Below are 16670 nucleotides of genomic sequence, written 5' to 3'. Positions count from 1 at the left end.
TTATAAAAACAGCCATAACCTCGATTACAGGAGAAAAAAATGATTGAACTCATAACCCATGGAGCCGAGTGGTTTATCGGACTCTTCCAAAAAGGGGGCGAAGTTTTTGTTGGCATGGTCACCGGGATCTTACCTTTATTAATCAGTTTGTTAGTAATCATGAATGCACTGATCAAGTTTGTTGGTCAGGATAGGATTGAACGATTGGCTCAACGCTGTGCCGGTAACCCTGTTTCCCGTTACCTGTTGCTGCCGCTGATCGGTACCTTTGTATTTTGTAACCCGATGACCTTAAGTCTCGGGCGTTTTATGCCAGAAAAATATAAACCAAGTTATTACGCGGCCGCCTCTTACAGTTGCCACTCAATGAATGGTTTGTTCCCACACATTAACCCAGGTGAGTTGTTCGTGTTCTTAGGTATTGCCAGTGGTTTAACCACACTGGGCTTACCCCTCGGCCCGCTGGCTGTTAGCTACTTCCTGGTTGGGTTGTTCACCAACTTCTTCCGTGGCTGGGTTACCGATCTGACGACCTCCATCTTTGAACGCAAAATGGGCATCCGTCTGGACCGTAACGTACAACTTTAATATGTAAATTAAATACATACTGTGTGGAGCAGAGCATGAGTGAATTCATCAGGATTGAAAAAGGCGAAGGCGGCTGGGGTGGCCCATTAGTGTTGCCAATCGTACCGGGTAAGAAAATTGTCTATATCACCGCGGGTACCCGCCCGGCCATTATTGACCGTATCAGTGAACTGACTGGCTGGGAAGCGGTGGATGGGTTCAAAGAAGGTGAACCACCAGCCGAAGAGATCGCCGTGGCGATTATTGACTGTGGTGGCACCCTGCGCTGTGGCCTGTATCCGAAACGCCGTATTCCAACCGTTAATATCCATTCAACCGGTCAATCCGGGCCGATGGCGCAATACATACTGGAAGATATTTATGTTTCCGGTGTGCGTGAAAAAAATATCCATAAAGTCAGTGGAACCGATCACGCCACCGCAACGGCTGCACCAGCAGAACCGGCAACCGCAACCGCAACCGCAACCGCAAGCAAAGCTGGCCGTGATTACGATACCAGCAAGAAAATTACCGAACAAAGTGACGGGTTACTGGCGAAAGTCGGGATGGGGATGGGGTCTGTTGTGGCGGTATTCTTCCAGTCAGGCCGCGACACCATCGATACCGTACTGAAAACTATCCTACCGTTTATGGCCTTCGTTTCGGCGTTAATCGGCATCATTATGGCATCCGGTTTGGGCGACTTTATCGCTCACGGCTTAACACCGCTGGCCAGCAGCCCGATAGGCTTAGTGCTCTTGGCACTGATCTGCTCCTTCCCGCTGTTGTCACCGTTCTTAGGCCCAGGGGCCGTTATCGCACAAGTTATCGGCGTATTGGTTGGGGTACAAATTGGTTTGGGGAATATTCCACCGCAATTAGCCCTGCCAGCGTTATTTGCAATTAATGCCCAAGCAGCATGTGACTTTATCCCAGTAGGTCTGTCTCTGGCCGAAGCGAAACAAGATACCGTTCGTGTCGGTGTCCCTTCGGTTCTGGTTGGCCGTTTCCTTACCGGAGCGCCAACAGTATTGATTGCCTGGGCAGCATCAGCCTTTATCTATCAGTAAGCACTAAATACAAAATTATCTGTAATACATTCAACGGTTAAGGATGTACGTATGAATACTATTTATCAGACAACTATTACCAATATCGGCGACAGCGCCCGCGAGGCGCTGCTTGATGACATGCTTATCACCTTCCGCGAAGGGGCACCCAAAGATATTGAAGAGTTCTGTTTTATCCATCAGCACAGCGACACCGATGGAGAGCTACAGGCTGGCAACATTATGGAACTGGCTGATCTGCGCTATGTCATCACCGCAGTTGGCGAGGTGGCAACTCAGAACCTGCGTGAATTGGGTCATGTCACCATTCGTTTTAATGGTGATAAGCAACCTGAGTTCCCCGGTTCTATCCATGTAATAGGGCCAACACCCGATGATATTCCTATCGGTAGCTCACTGAAATTTATTCGTTAATTTATTCATTTATACCCGATGTCATTAGCATCGCAGTTAACCCTGTGACAGCTTCAAGTACTAAGGGTATTAGCCGAAGTAATTGGAATTGCAAAGGAAGTAGACGAACGAATCCCGATGAGCTGACACTCGTCAGTGATTCGGGTGAGTGAGTTCGACTAACACCGCTGCAGCTTCAAGTACTAAGGATAATTTTGGAGGTAGTTATGTCACAAGTAGCAGTAGTTATTGGCGGTGGACAAACATTGGGCGCATTCTTGTGTCATGGTCTTGCCGAAGCAGGGTATAAAGTTGCAGTTGCTGATTTAAATTCAGATAACGCACAGTTAGTCGCTGATCAGATTAATGCCGAATACGGCGCAGATAGCGCCCGTGGTTTTCAGGTTGATGCCACCAATGAAAGCAGCGTGCAGATGCTGGCAAAAGCAGTAGATCAAAGTTTCCATCAAACTAACCTGCTCGTTTACAGCGCAGGCATTGCCAAGGCCGCACCGATTACTGATTTCCCACTGGATGATTTTGACCGCTCACTACAGGTCAATCTGGTCGGTTACTTCTTATGTGCTCGTGAATTCTCTCGCCTGATGATCCGTGATGGCGTTGCCGGGCGAATTATCCAGATCAACTCCAAATCAGGTAAAGTGGGCAGTAAACACAACTCGGGTTACAGTGCTGCCAAGTTTGGTGGCGTTGGTTTGACCCAATCATTGGCTCTGGACTTGGCTGACTACGGTATCACTGTGCATTCCTTGATGTTAGGCAATCTGTTGAAATCACCGATGTTCCAATCTCTTTTACCGCAGTACGCTGCAAAGTTGGGTATTCAACCGGAAGAAGTTGAAAAATACTACACCGATAAAGTGCCACTAAAACGGGGTTGTGATTATCAGGATGTGCTTAACATGCTGTTGTTCTACGCTAGCGATAAAGCCGCCTATTGCACCGGACAATCAATTAATATTACCGGTGGTCAGGTGATGTTTTAAGTTTGATGTTGTCTGAAAAAACAGTTTGTCATCCCAGCAAGCGAAGGGGACTGTTTCTAGCGGTCTCACAGAGGCGAGGCCCAAGGATGGGCCAAGCAACGAACGCAGCTAACACTGCTGCAACGTCAAGTAAGAAGGATAAAAATATGTCTCCAACATCAGCACTGATCACTATTGTTATCATCGCCTGGGTGCTGCAAATCATGCTTGGCTGGTGGCAAATCAATCGGTTTAACCGTGCTTTTGATCGCCTGTGTCAGCACAGTAAATCAGTTGGTGTTGGCCGATCTGGTGGGCGCTTTAAGCCCCGCGTGGTAATGGCGCTGGCTTTCGATGAGAATATGCGGGTCAGTGACAGCATGATCATGCGTGGCATTAGCGTTTTCGCCCGCCCACGCCCATTACCTCAGCTTCATGGCTTACATCAGCAGGATTTAATCCCGGATGTGATCTTCCCTACGGATAAAGCATGTCAAACTGCACTATTATTAGCGATTAAACCGAAATCATGATATTTTCACAATGAAAGCTATTCTTTTTCATGTGAAAGTTATGCCTGAAAAAGAGGCAATGGAAATACTTGAGCGGGGATCGTTATGAAGCCAAAGCAGCGACAGGTTGCAATACTGGAATATCTCCAACAACACGGAAAGACGGCCGTCGATCAACTCGCCGCACATTTTTCAACCACCGGTACCACAATTCGTAAGGATTTAACCAGTCTTGAAAATGAAGGGGCGGTTATCCGTACCTACGGTGGGGTTGTATTAAATCGTGATGATATAGAACAACCCATTGACCGTAAAACTCACATTAATACCGATAAGAAAAAGCAAATTGCTCAAGCTGCCAGCAAACTGATTAAAGACGGTGATAGCCTGGTTTTTGATGCCGGTAGTACCGTGTTGCAAATGGTTCCCCACCTGACAAAGTTCAACAATATCACGGTGATGACCAACAGCCTGCATATCGTCAATGAACTGGTTGAGCTGGATAACGATCAAACTATCTTGATGCCGGGTGGCACTTACCGTAAAGGTTCAGCCTCTTTTCATGGTAGTCTGGCAGAATCTGCATTTGATAATTTTAGTTTCGATCAACTGTTTATCGGTGCAGATGGTGTCGATCTGAAAGCAGGTGTCACCACGTTTAACGAAGTTTATCATGTTAGTACGGCGATGTGCCGTGCCGCTAGCCGCATTATTTTGCTGGTCGATTCCTCCAAATTTGGCCGTAAAAGCCCAAATGTAGTGTGCCCGTTAAGTGCCGTTGATATCCTGATTACAGATAAAGGTATTAGCCCAGAATATTTGCAAGCGCTACAGGACATGGGCATTAACATCATTCTGGTTGATAAAAATGACTAATCCATTGATTACCTATGCCCGTGAAACACTGGAAATTGAACTGACAGAAGCGCATAAGCTGCTGTCACGTTTAGATGATAATTTTATCCGCGCCTGTGAGTTATTATTAGCCTGCACCGGTAAGGCTGTAGTTTCAGGGATTGGCAAATCTGGCCATATTGGTAAAAAGATTGCCGCATCACTGGCCAGCACTGGCACCCCCTCCTTCTTTGTACATCCGGCGGAAGCATTGCACGGCGATTTGGGCATGATTGGCCCTCAGGATGTGGTGATTTTTATCTCCTACTCAGGGCGCGCCAAAGAACTGGACCTGATTCTGCCCTTGTTGGCGGATAGCCAGATCCCCGTGATTGCCATCACTGGCGGCAAAGAGTCCCCGCTGGCGCTGGGTGCAGCCTGTGTATTGGATATCAGTGTCGAACACGAAGCTTGCCCGATGGGATTGGCTCCTACCTCCAGCGCGGTTAATACCCTGATGATGGGGGACGCTCTGGCAATGGCATTAATGCGCCATCGCGGTTTCGGTGCAGAAGATTTTGCCCGCTCACATCCTGGCGGCAGCTTGGGCGCAAGGCTACTTAATCGAGTCCATCACTTAATGAGAACCGGTGATCGCCTGCCGATGGTGAATGAATCCGACAGCGTAATGGAAGCCATGTTAGAACTGAGCCGTACAGGACTAGGGCTGGTGGCTGTATGTGATCCGGAGCAACGGGTTGTGGGGGTATTCACTGACGGTGATTTACGCCGCTGGCTGGTAAAAGGTGGCACCTTACAGCAACCCTTAGAAAATGCCATCACACGGCCAGGCTACCGATTACCTGAGCAATGGCGCGCAGGAGAAGCGCTGGAGGCACTGCATCAGCACCATCTCAGTGCCGCACCGGTGGTGAATCTGGATGGAAAACTGGTCGGAGCCATTAATCTGCACGACCTGCATCAAGCTGGCGTTGGTTGATATCCCTGTCATCGTTCAAGTTGTAGCTGTGTTGGTTGCATTCACGATTCAGGCCTCGCTGCTGCGAGGCCGCTGCAACCAGCATTCAAATCCGCCAGTGACATCTTCATCAATATAATCAATTAATCTAGATAAATTTACTTATTAGCGGCCTGCCTGCAATCAGTGCCAATTAGGATCTTGCTGTAACTGCTTTTTGAGCATGGCCTGGATACTGTCATTGGGACGACCGAGCCATTGATAGGTCGCGAACTCACTCGGTTTATCAAGTGCTTGTGGCTTGTCTGCCACGGAAATACGCATTCCCCATGCCTGCCATACTTGTTTTTTATCCTGACTAAACGCCACCCACATAAAGTTATTACTGCAATCATGAGGTTTACAAATTCGCCCCACCTTATATTGCTGCCCTTGCCAATTTATCACCTCATAAGGTGCTGACGTCCCCACCCCTTTGCGTGCCCAGGCGGGGAGATTCTTTTGGCTTTTCACCATTTTTTGCCAGCTATTTTTATACACCGGCTGTTGCAGCAGATCCGCCGTGGTCGGGCGGCTTTTGACAGGAGAAGTCTGGGCAACTGACGTGGCTGTGACAGTTGTGGTGGCTGGCTGCGCGAAAGCCCAGGCGCTGACACTGAGCATCACCGCAGCCACAAGACAATGGCGGGTTTTGTTACCTTTCATTATCGAAATCCTTATTATCTGATTAATCTACTCGCCGGACAGTGAGCCAGGCTCTGTGCAACGGCTTAGCGGGCGTGGTATTAGCTTGCCTGTCTATGACCATCAACCGGCGAAAAAGTTGATCCATAGCACGAATTTTCATCCTAATTCCAGTTATATCACAATCTGTATGACAGCTTGAGTTAAGCTATGAACCAGATAGCTATCAGCCGAGCCCACCCGATAAAAGGCCATGCCATGTTAACCGTTGAGTTACCCGAAGAACCCGAGAAGCTGTATTACTCTGCCGGGGATGCCCACCCGCTGGCTAAGCTTGAAACGGATAAAATTATCCAGATGGTTATCGATCTGGATGTTGCCAATTCCGACAGCGAGCATTATGTCACTGGCTGGATGGGGCTAAATAGCGTGGTGGTGGTACGTAATTACCAAAATAAGCGCGGTACAGCCAATGGTTTTGTGGTGAATAAAGGCGATCGCTATCGTCTGAGCATTCAATCCATTGAATTTCGCATTCCGAAGGCCGTGTTGTGGATGAGCTTTCGCCGTAAACCCCGCACCATGGAGTTAATCACCTACGAAACATTGGGCGAACAACCCAGCGGTATGCAGCAGTACCGTAATATCCTCGATGAAGAGTTGCTACAGCAACTCGATGCCGATTGGCGCGAATTGAATGATTATCTTGGTGCAGCCTGCTGGCAACTTGAAAATGACACCCCGCTGTGGCAACAAACCCGACAACAGATAACGCCCGAGACTATCCGTCAGTTAGTCGATGCGCCTATTTTTCGCACCAAACATCTACAGGCTGATGGGGATTACGCCGGGTTCTGGGCCGGAGAGTACTTTTTTGCCGTTCGCCAACCTAGCGCAGGCAACCCATTACCTGCGGTACAAATCTCCTGGCGTGAAGATGAAAAAGATATCGGCAGTTATCAATTTGATCTGATTAACGATGAAACAGGCGAGCCAAAACTCTCACTGTGTATCCGCCCACGCAAAGGCGCGGACAGCTATCTGCTTAACCGTTTTGATGCCCATCACTTGCAACGTGCTATCGCGATGTTTGCGATGACTCAGCGCTATTTATTGGCATAAAAATCTCTGCCATTTCAATAAATAAGGCATGCACTTCGTCATTGGAGCTACAGGTAGGCGGCAAGTGAACACATCCCGATAAGCTGACTCAAGTCAGTGATTCGGGGGGTGAGCGCAGCTAACACCCCAGCGACTTCAAGGACGAAGGATCCCCAAAGTCATTGGAGCTACAGGTAGGCGGCAAGTGAACACATCCCGATGAGCTGACTCAAGTCAGTGATTCGGGGGGGTGAGCGCAGCTAACACCCCGGCGACTTCAGGGACGAAGGATCCCCAAAGTCATTGGAGTTGCAGGTAGGCGGCAAGTGAACACATCCCGATGAGCTGACTCAAGTCAGTGATTCGGGGGGGTGAGCGCAGCTAACACCCCGGCGACTTCAAGGACGAAGGGGATTACCACCACCGGTGAAAATGATGCACCGGCCCGACCCCCTGTCCGACTTCAAGGGTATCGGCTTGTTCTAATGCACCTTGCAGATAGTGTTTGGCGGCATTCACTGTATCTGCCCAATCGTGGAGCCGTGGCCGTAAGGCCGCCAATGCGGCCGATAAGGTGCAGCCGGTGCCGTGGGTATGGCGAGTATTTACTCTGCGGGTAACAAAACGCTGTTCGCCTTGTGCCGTAAACAGCCAATCGGGGCTATCTTCACCGCTCAAATGCCCTCCTTTCATCAATACTCCCTGACAACCCAGAGCCAACAGTGCTCGCCCCTGTTCACACATTTGTTGCTCATCGCGCGCAGGCTGGCAATTGAGTAGCGCGGCTGCTTCTGGCAGATTCGGGGTAATCAAAGCCACTCGCGGTAACAGCAGTTGACGTACTGCGTCTACGGCCTCTGGTGCCAATAATGGATCACCGCTTTTGGCGACCATAACGGTATCTAGCACCACAAATGGGATGGGATAACGTTGCAGTTGTGTGGCAACAATCTCGACAATGTCAGCATTAGCCAACATACCGATTTTCGCGCTATCGATGCGCACATCACTGAGAACAGAATCGAGTTGAGCTGCAACAAACGCCGGTTCGATGGGATAAACTGACTGCACACCACAGGTATTTTGTGCCACCAAGGCGGTGATCACACTGGTGCCGTAAGCTTGCAAAGCAGAGAAAGTTTTCAAATCAGCCTGAATACCGGCCCCACCGCTAGGGTCAGTTCCGGCAATCGTGAGTGCATTAATTCGCTTCATGAATATCTCTCCACACTCATATCAATGGGAGATCGAATAGCAGCAACAGCGAGAATAGCTAAAGAGAAAACGGCAGGTTGAACGAACATATTCCTCCTAACCGGCGGTCAAGAAGGCGGAACCCTAAGGTGCCGAGACTTCCCTACGCTGGCATAATCCAGATCAGGTAATACGGGTAATATCTCAGCCATGCCACTGTTTGTGGCAGGCACCCCGAGTCAGAATTGTTATTATCATGGGCAGGTGGTAGAAGATCAATCATGTATTGGCTCAACCAATGATCAATTTCGCGAAAGCACCCTGTTTTGGAGGTATAACCATAGGATGAGTATCAAGATTCGTCAGTATCAGGAAAGTGACCGGCCATTCCTGCGCACCTTGTATCTGGCATCACGTAAAGCAGCCTTTACCTGGCTGGACGTTGAACACTTTAGGCTGGAAGATTTTGATCGCTCAACCATTGGTGAAACTGTGCTGGTCGCCGTTGATGGCGATCAACACTTAGGTTTTGCCTCAATTTTTATGGAAGAGAGTTTCCTGCATCATCTGTTTATTGCCCCTGAACTACAACAGTCCGGTACGGGAAAAGCCTTATTGCAGGCAGCACAACAGCTATTTACCAGCCACGGCTCACTCAAATGTCTGGCAAAAAACCAGCAGGCGCTGGCGTTTTATCAAAAACAGGGGTGGGTAGCTATTGCCACCGGCATCAGTAATGATGGCGAATATACATTAATGCATTGGCATAATGAGAAGGTTAAATAAGAACAATATTGATAATATTAGTTAAAAAATAAAATTTAATATCTAACTTACTATCAAACATCGCTGCATCGTTATATGGGTTATTTTCCCCTCACAGATAAATCAGAAATAAGCACAAGGGAACTGGGTTTCCTTGTGCTTATTTTCTATTCCCCGCGCAGCGCCTTCACATCATCGGCTTTTATATTCAGTGCCGGTTGTCCGAATTGCTGTAGCAGATAATGACTCAAACTAACAACCTGCTCATCGGTTAAGGTGTTAGCAAATCCGGGCATAAAGACTTCACCGTCATTGGTTTTGCGTGACACACCGTGGAGAATCACATTAATTAGGTTATTGGGCTCGGATGCCCCGACCACCGAGTTTTTCATCAATGAAGGGTAATAACCGTCTTTCACGCCCTCACCGGTGAAACTGTGGCAACTGGCACAGTTCCCCAAATACAGGCGCGCGCCGTCAGTGTTGTTATCTGCCGTGAAAGGTATACCGCGTAGGGAATTAACACTACTCGCCGCTTGCCCCCAATCCGAACGACTCCTGGTTTCGTCATCTGGATTTAATGGCTCCAGGGTACGCAGATACACCGCCATGGCATTGAGATCACTCTCGCTCAGGTGGCGAGTACTGTTCTCAATAACTTCAGCCATCGGCCCGGCAGCTTGTGCTTTACCGTCAACATGGCCGGTGCGCAGATATTGCACCACCTGCTGCTGACTCCAGCCGCCAATACCGGCATGTGGATCAGAGGTAATATTAAACGCCGTCCAACCATTAATCTCTGCCCCCCCATAGGCTTTGCTCTCTTTCATCCCCATGGTGATATTACGCGGGGTATGGCACTCAGCGCAGTGCCCCAATGCTTCAACAAAGTAAGCACCCTGATTCCATTGTGCATCTTTAGTGTTGTCCGGCTGAAAGCGCTCCCCCTCGAAATTGACCAAATTCCAGAACCACAATCCCCAACGCTGGTTGAATGGGAAAGGCATGTCATTTTCGCGGTTAGCTTGATGCACTGCTGGCAGACTAAACAGATAGGCTTTAATGGCTTTGACGTCAGCATCCGTCAACAAGGTATATGAGGTGTAAGGGAATGCTGGGTAGAGATTCTCACCATTTTTCCCTTTCCCTTCATGTAATGCGCGCAAGAACTCTTCATCCGTCCAATTGCCAATTCCGGTCTCTTTATCGGGCGTGATGTTGGGCGAATATAGCGTGCCCATCGGCATCTTGAAGGCAAGTCCACCGGCAAAAGGCTTACCGTCTTTGGTGGTATGGCAGGCCACACAGTCAGCGGCCTTAGTCAGGTACTCACCACGTGCAATTAGGTCAGCATCAGCACTGGCATACCCAGTTACGGCTAAACCTAATGCGATAAGCAGGAGATTCACTGAACAGCCCAAGGTTTGTTTTCTCATCTTACACCTCGGCCTTTAATGTTTCAGCGATACGCAGCGAGAGTGCGGCAATCGTCAAAGTACAATTAACTGAACCGACAGTTGGCATCACACTACTACTGGCGATAAACAGGTTTTTATGGTCATGGGTGCGACAATCGCTGTCCACTACCGAGTCTTTCGGGTCACTGCCCATAATGGTGGTACCCGTAATATGATTGTTATTGGCGAAGTTATTGTTGAATTTAACCTCGGTTCCCCCCATCAACTTTGCCGCCTCGGCATAGACCTGCTGAGTGTGTACCGCACTTTTTCGCACATAATCATCCATTGCATAGTAAAACTCGGGTTTCGCAATGCCGATGGCGTCTTTCTCGCTAGCGCTGGGGATAATGCGATTTTCGACATGAGGCAAAATCTCGTGGAAGCTGTCGAATTGTACAAAACGCGCGGCCCTGTCACGGATTTTGGCCTCAAGCTGTGGCCCGAGTTGCAAATCCCCCTGTTTGAGTAATTCAATCGTGACTTGATCGGTACGTGACAAATTGGATAAATGAATTTTTTTCGCTGCAAAATCAGCACGAAATGCACCATCACGGAAGCCGATCATCGACGTCATTTCCTGCGGCCCACGCCCTGGCCACAAGGGTTCACTGGCCATAAAAGTCACCCCGGTTCCGGGGTGATCCATTAGATTGCGCCCCACCATATCGGAACTATTACCCACTCCCCGTGGATTTTTCTCATCGGTGGACATCAGCATCAGTTTCGGAATTTCAATCCCATTAGCGGCCAGTACGAAGTATTTACCCTCAGCCCGATGCTCATTGCCTTGTTCATCTTTAAACAGTGCCGCAGTAATCTGTTGTTTATCATTAACTTCTAACTTATAAACCACAGCTTTGGGGCGCACGACTGCCCCCGCCTGCTCGGCTTTTTCGACATGAGTGATACCGTTATACATGGCGCCAATCGGGCAAATAGGCATGCAGTTGTTATTACCACAACAGGTTGGCCGGCCATCATAAGGTCGACTGTTACGGGCGACCGGTTCAGTGACCACATTGAAACTTCCGCCGTTAAAGCTGCCACCGTTAAAAACATGGCTATTTAACACCGTCTTGATGCGCTGTTCATTCCACGATAATGGCAATGGTGCCATCGGATAGGGTTCACTGCGGGGTGATCCTAGATCTTCATCACTTGGCCCCCAAACACCTAATTCCTGTTCAGCGCGCAGATACCACTTTTCCAACACGGCATACTCAATTGGCCAATCTCGCCCGACGCCATACACGGTTTTCAGTTTGAAATCGTTAGGCAAAAAGCGCCACGCAGAAGCCGCCCAGTGCCAGGTTGTGCCACCCACTGCGCGGATATATTGCACATCATACGGATGTTCACCCTTTTGAATCAGATAGTTATTATTTGGGTTAGATTCAGGATGAGGCGCATACGCGGTGGAAGGATATGGCGCCATGTTGTCTGATTTATCCGGCTGATTACGGAAGTTTTCTACAATTTCCCAGCGAGAGAGGCGCGGACCTGCCTCTAAAACCAGTACTGACTTGCCAGCCATGGCCAGTTGATGGGCAACCAGCCCTCCTGCAACACCCGAGCCAATAACGACGATATCCGCCTTTAGTGTGTCAGCCATAAATGTATTCTCCAAAATTATAAGGCGACATCAGGCTTTACAGCCCAGTATCCGGGTTTATTCGGGCAATAAGAGCGAATAACCAACACATCGGATACCGCATCGAACATCAACGCATTCTCATAGCTGATTACCGCCGCATCGGTTCCCTCACCGATCACGCCGATATACCAGCCTTGCAATATTTGCCGGGCGATTTGTTGTTGCAGGGGTAGCCATTGCTGAGGTTCACCCGAAGGCAACGGTTGTAACAAGGAGAGTTTTTGGTCAAAACCGCCTATTTTCCCGAGCAGAACCTGATAGATTCGTTGACCAATCTGCGCATTAAGCTGGCGCTTACCGGTCAATGCGCGTGATACCAACATGAATCTTTCTAAATTCTGCGGCGAGGTTTGGGTCGATGCCGCGAAAGCATCTAGTGAAAGGGGACTCATCAGGCTACTGACTAGCCCGACGCCGATATATCCCAGCAGACGGCGGCGTGAAATACCCCGCACCTGAGGTATCGGAGAGAGATTTACCGACATGTTTTTTCTCCACAAAACAGCACGCACGCAGTATTCATCCGTTGTATTTAGGAACATGCTGCTAATCGGCATGTGCTAACAGATGCGGGCTACTGCGAGCTAAACTACCCTGCGTTTTACACAGCGGCAGTGGCAATCTTGACTAATAATGAATGGACTTCTCGTCTTATTGACGATGTAAGTTATGAGATGCGGATGTTAAATATTTAGTTGAGTTGTAAAGATTCGTCAAGATTATACCTCATCAGTGAAGGGGTAAAGCAAAACGTGATTCATATCACATTTTGTAACTATAGAGCCGGATCATGCCTTCACCTCAATCATTACTTCAATACGATTAAGGACATATGCCACTTGATGCCAAACTTGCTGATATTCGGTTGAGTTATAGGTACGTAAAAACTCCACCAGCAGTGTTTTGGTTTGTTGCCATATTGCATCATCGACCGGATGCTCTTTATTTGTCTCAAAGAAGGTTTCCAGTGTTTCAACTTTTTGCAGGTAAGCATCCAACGCAGCAGTCCATTCACTTGTATGCAACTTGTGAGAAATTTGCGCCAGCAGCCAGGGCATATAGTCGCGACTGAGGCTAACATCCCAAGTATCAGCATCTGTTACAGACCATGTGGCACTTAGATCACCACAATGTGTGCCTTGATCATCGGTAAATCCGTGCAATGCACAAATAGCCTTTTCTACATCAAGCACATAGCCTAAGGCCGGATTATTAATGAATACAGCATCATGAGGGGTTCGCTCATTAAAATTCACTACAGCACCTATATATTCACCTAATTTTGGCCCCGTCAGCACACCTTTGAAGTTAATATATGATGTTTTTTCATTCATATAAAAATGCAAAAGTTTATTTTTATATCCATTAACCAGATAATGATATTCCCAGTCAGCCATAAAGTACCATTTTTTGCTGTATATATTATAAGCTACTCCATTATCACAACGGTACTCTAAACTATTATCACTGTAGTTACTGCGATGGTAGGTAAAGCTAATCGCCGAAGGTTGGTCAGTGCCATCATTCAATAATGAAAGGCACGAGGACTCTATTAACGCTTTACCCTCACTTAATTTATTATAAGCCATCAGTAATTGAGTTTCTGCATTATAATAAATATGATTCCTACCTTTTTTACTCCCCAAATAAATATAGGTATCATCTGGTTGGTCCAAACGATGGGTTATTACCTCACGTTGGTCATTTACACCCCTTGATTCAAGCGTTTCCTTATATTGTAAAAAGGGTCTTACTGCCTTTTCCTGCCACGTTTCAATAGTAGACGCATCAAACCATAGAGTGTATTTATTCACGGTCCCCTGCTGAGAATGTTGTTCCCTGCCATGTAGAATATTAATCGGGCTAGTATGTAAGCTCACATAGAAACCGATTTGATCTAATGATAACGCGGTACCCGTCCCTTGATTGACTAATCTTATTTCATTTTCTACCACCTGAGGGAACCAATACTGGCCAGAATTATTAAAATCACAATAGGTAAATGCCACATCAGCATCAAGCTGGGAACTACGCCGAACCACCGGTGACAAACAGTAAAGGTTGCGATCAAACCCTTGCCCGATAAAGGCCGTCATTATCTGCCCTGCATGACTATAAAAGAAGTAAGAACTTTGTCCATCAGCACCAATAGGCTGACTTTGCTTGGTTAAAAAGATGCTATGACCATTGTTAACATAATAATCATAGCTGAAATATTTTTCAGCTAAAATGTCTGAATGGTAATTGAATGTCACCCTCTTATTCTCAGGATATAAACTCTTTGGTAATACACGATAAGAACTGATATCTGCTGTTAATCCATACTGAGCCAACTCAGCCGCATTGGTGTTTTTATAAAGCGAAGCAGACTTCCCCAAAAATGAATAATCACTAAAAACCTCAACCCGTAAATTTAGCGGAATTTTTATTGATGCAATATTATTATTCCATTGGCTAAATAGCCATTCATCCTCGGTATAATAAGGCACGCAAAATTTTGTGCCGTCCTCCTTTTCAGAGTAATTATCTTTTGAATAAAAACAGACATTATCTTCATTATTATGCTCTGCTATTGTGGATATTGATATAAAGATCCAAGGAACAATCAAAATACTAATTTTAGCATTCATATTTCACCTGTTAATCATAAAGAAACCAAATATAATCTTTCACATCAAATGGGAAGGTAAGCGTTACAATTTTTATATTCACATATAGTAATCTTACCTAAAAGCGATACTCACAAAAGCATCGTTCATTTTTTATTTATCCGTGAAGGTAAAATATAAATTTTTATTTCATCGCAGCCAAAATAAAAAGCCCCCGAAAGTTCGGAGGCTTAATTAATGTCAGAACACTATCTTATCGACGAGTGATAGTATTTATTCCCACTCAATGGTAGCTGGTGGCTTGCCACTGATATCGTAAACTACACGGGAAATACCATTCACTTCATTGATAATGCGGTTTGAAACGCGGCCCAAGAAGTCGTATGGAAGATGCGCCCAATGTGCGGTCATAAAATCGATGGTTTCTACTGCGCGCAGTGAAACCACCCAATCGTATTTACGCCCATCGCCCATCACACCAACAGAACGCACTGGCAGGAATACGGTAAAGGCTTGGCTCACTTTATTGTACAGATCAGCTTTATGCAGCTCTTCGATAAAGATGGCATCAGCGCGGCGCAGCAAGTCACAATACTCTTTTTTTACTTCGCCCAGAACACGTACACCCAAACCTGGACCTGGGAATGGATGGCGATATAGCATGTCGTACGGCAGACCTAATTCCAGACCAATTTTGCGTACTTCATCTTTAAACAGCTCTTTCAGTGGCTCAACCAGCCCCAGTTTCATCTCTTTCGGCAAACCGCCCACATTGTGGTGAGATTTAATTACGTGTGCTTTACCAGTAGCAGACGCTGCTGATTCAATCACATCAGGGTAGATGGTGCCTTGTGCCAACCACTTCACTTGATCTTGCTTACACGCTTCTTCATCAAACAGTTCGACAAACACGCGACCAATGATTTTACGCTTCGCTTCAGGTTCATCGACACCAGCCAGCGCTGCAAGGAAACGATTTTCGGCGGCAACATGAACAATATTCAGGCCGAATTTATCACCGAACATTTCCAGCACTTGGTCGGCTTCATTCAACCGTAGCAGCCCGTTATCGACAAACACACAAGTCAGGCGGTCACCAATAGCGCGATGCAGCAGCATTGCCGTCACAGAGGAGTCAACACCACCGGACAGGCCAAGAATCACATGGTCTTCACCAATTTGCTCACGCAGACGAACAATGGCGTCTTCGATAATGGTGGCCGGGGTCCATAAGGCTTCGCAGCCGCAGATATCCAACACAAAGCGCTCTAACAGGCGTTGGCCTTGTTTGGTATGTGTGACTTCTGGATGGAACTGCACGCCATAAAAACGCTTCTCTTCGTTGGCCATAATGGCAAACGGGCAGGTATCGGTGCTGGCAACCGTCACAAAATCAGCAGGGATGGCAGTGACTTTGTCACCATGGCTCATCCATACATCCAATATTGCTTCGTTGGCTGGATTGATAGCATCTTTGATATCGCGGATCAGTGCGCTGTCAGTTTTGATTTCCACCTGCGCATAACCGAACTCGCGCTGATTTGAACCTTCAACTTTGCCCCCCAGTTGCATCGCCATAGTCTGCATGCCGTAGCACACACCTAATACCGGGACACCCGCAGTGAACACGTAATCAGGCGCGCGTGGGCTGTCGTGCTCAGTAGTGCTTTCAGGACCGCCAGAAAGAATGATGCCGCTTGGATTAAATTCGCGGATCTGAGCTTCGGTTACGTCCCACGCCCATAGTTCACAATAGACACCGATTTCACGAACGCGTCGCGCCACCAGTTGGGTGTATTGCGAGCCGAAATCAAGAATAAGGATGCGATGCTTATGGATATTTTTTGTCATGTGCGGCGTAT

General features: G+C 47.5%; 16 protein-coding genes and 1 riboswitch. Of the genes, 9 read left to right on the top strand and 7 right to left on the bottom strand.

Annotation, left to right across the window (positions count from 1 at the left end):
• Positions 1–39 precede the first annotated feature (39 nt).
• The 7 genes from srlA (at position 40) to gutQ (ending at position 5362) form a co-directional block, all read left to right on the top strand.
• The gene (gene srlA, locus V1955_RS05350; RefSeq protein ID WP_004877312.1) at positions 40–588 is read left to right on the top strand and encodes a PTS glucitol/sorbitol transporter subunit IIC; all 549 of its coding nucleotides are present in this window, start codon (positions 40–42) and stop codon (positions 586–588) included.
• A gap of 35 nt (positions 589–623) precedes the next feature.
• Positions 624–1637: a PTS glucitol/sorbitol transporter subunit IIB gene (srlE, locus tag V1955_RS05345; RefSeq protein WP_442820606.1), complete on the top strand. Its 1014-nt coding sequence runs from the start codon at positions 624–626 to the stop codon at positions 1635–1637.
• A gap of 51 nt (positions 1638–1688) precedes the next feature.
• Positions 1689–2051 (top strand): PTS glucitol/sorbitol transporter subunit IIA, encoded by a 363-nt coding sequence (gene srlB / locus V1955_RS05340; protein WP_083163238.1) that lies wholly within the window; start codon positions 1689–1691, stop codon positions 2049–2051.
• A gap of 206 nt (positions 2052–2257) precedes the next feature.
• Positions 2258–3037 (top strand): sorbitol-6-phosphate dehydrogenase, encoded by a 780-nt coding sequence (gene srlD, locus V1955_RS05335; RefSeq protein WP_083163236.1) that lies wholly within the window; start codon positions 2258–2260, stop codon positions 3035–3037.
• Between the two features lie 146 nt (positions 3038–3183).
• Positions 3184–3549: a transcriptional regulator GutM gene (gene gutM, locus V1955_RS05330; protein ID WP_083163234.1), complete on the top strand. Its 366-nt coding sequence runs from the start codon at positions 3184–3186 to the stop codon at positions 3547–3549.
• Between the two features lie 84 nt (positions 3550–3633).
• Positions 3634–4404, top strand: coding sequence for a glucitol operon DNA-binding transcriptional repressor SrlR (gene srlR / locus V1955_RS05325; protein WP_083163232.1), 771 nt, complete (start codon positions 3634–3636; stop codon positions 4402–4404).
• Positions 4397–5362, top strand: a complete 966-nt coding sequence (gutQ, locus tag V1955_RS05320) for an arabinose-5-phosphate isomerase GutQ (protein ID WP_083163230.1) — start codon at positions 4397–4399, stop codon at positions 5360–5362. Before srlR ends, gutQ begins: the two co-directional genes overlap by 8 nt.
• Positions 5363–5524: 162 nt before the next feature.
• On the opposite strand, the gene V1955_RS05315 is transcribed toward gutQ, so the two are convergent.
• A complete protein-coding gene (locus V1955_RS05315; RefSeq protein WP_420073620.1) occupies positions 5525–6046 on the bottom strand; it encodes an inhibitor of vertebrate lysozyme family protein in 522 nt (173 codons plus the stop codon).
• 237 nt (positions 6047–6283) lie between these two features.
• Between V1955_RS05315 and V1955_RS05310 the strand changes: the two genes are divergently transcribed.
• Complete coding sequence (locus V1955_RS05310) at positions 6284–7147, top strand: hypothetical protein (RefSeq protein WP_193784874.1); 864 nt, start codon at positions 6284–6286, stop codon at positions 7145–7147.
• Between the two features lie 393 nt (positions 7148–7540).
• Here the strand turns inward: V1955_RS05310 and thiD are convergent, their stop codons facing one another.
• Entirely contained in the window at positions 7541–8341 is an 801-nt protein-coding gene (gene thiD / locus V1955_RS05305; RefSeq protein ID WP_083163226.1) for a bifunctional hydroxymethylpyrimidine kinase/phosphomethylpyrimidine kinase, read from the bottom strand.
• A 122-nt stretch (positions 8342–8463) separates the two neighbouring features.
• A riboswitch (TPP riboswitch) is annotated at positions 8464–8567 on the bottom strand.
• A 98-nt stretch (positions 8568–8665) separates the two neighbouring features.
• Here thiD and V1955_RS05300 point away from each other — a divergent pair.
• Positions 8666–9106 carry a GNAT family N-acetyltransferase gene (locus tag V1955_RS05300; RefSeq protein ID WP_083163224.1) on the top strand — a complete coding sequence of 147 codons (441 nt, stop codon included), beginning with the start codon at positions 8666–8668 and terminating at the stop codon, positions 9104–9106.
• Between the two features lie 146 nt (positions 9107–9252).
• Here the strand turns inward: V1955_RS05300 and V1955_RS05295 are convergent, their stop codons facing one another.
• The 5 genes from V1955_RS05295 to guaA form a co-directional block, all read right to left on the bottom strand.
• Positions 9253–10521 (bottom strand): c-type cytochrome, encoded by a 1269-nt coding sequence (locus V1955_RS05295; RefSeq protein WP_442820605.1) that lies wholly within the window; start codon positions 10519–10521, stop codon positions 9253–9255.
• 1 nt (position 10522) lies between these two features.
• The gene (locus V1955_RS05290; protein WP_083163222.1) at positions 10523–12157 is read right to left on the bottom strand and encodes a GMC family oxidoreductase; all 1635 of its coding nucleotides are present in this window, start codon (positions 12155–12157) and stop codon (positions 10523–10525) included.
• 17 nt (positions 12158–12174) lie between these two features.
• Positions 12175–12684, bottom strand: a complete 510-nt coding sequence (locus V1955_RS05285; protein WP_193784798.1) for a sugar dehydrogenase complex small subunit — start codon at positions 12682–12684, stop codon at positions 12175–12177.
• A 303-nt stretch (positions 12685–12987) separates the two neighbouring features.
• Positions 12988–14829, bottom strand: a complete 1842-nt coding sequence (locus tag V1955_RS05280; protein ID WP_442820604.1) for a hypothetical protein — start codon at positions 14827–14829, stop codon at positions 12988–12990.
• A gap of 252 nt (positions 14830–15081) precedes the next feature.
• Complete coding sequence (gene guaA / locus V1955_RS05275; protein WP_083163218.1) at positions 15082–16659, bottom strand: glutamine-hydrolyzing GMP synthase; 1578 nt, start codon at positions 16657–16659, stop codon at positions 15082–15084.
• Between the last annotated feature and the right edge of the window lie 11 nt (positions 16660–16670).

Source organism: Yersinia sp. 2545 StPb PI, assembly GCF_052217125.1.
Taxonomy (GTDB): Bacteria; Pseudomonadota; Gammaproteobacteria; order Enterobacterales; family Enterobacteriaceae; genus Yersinia; species Yersinia enterocolitica_E.
Note: the sequence above shows the minus strand (reverse complement) of the source record. Positions and strands in the feature narration are given on the sequence as shown.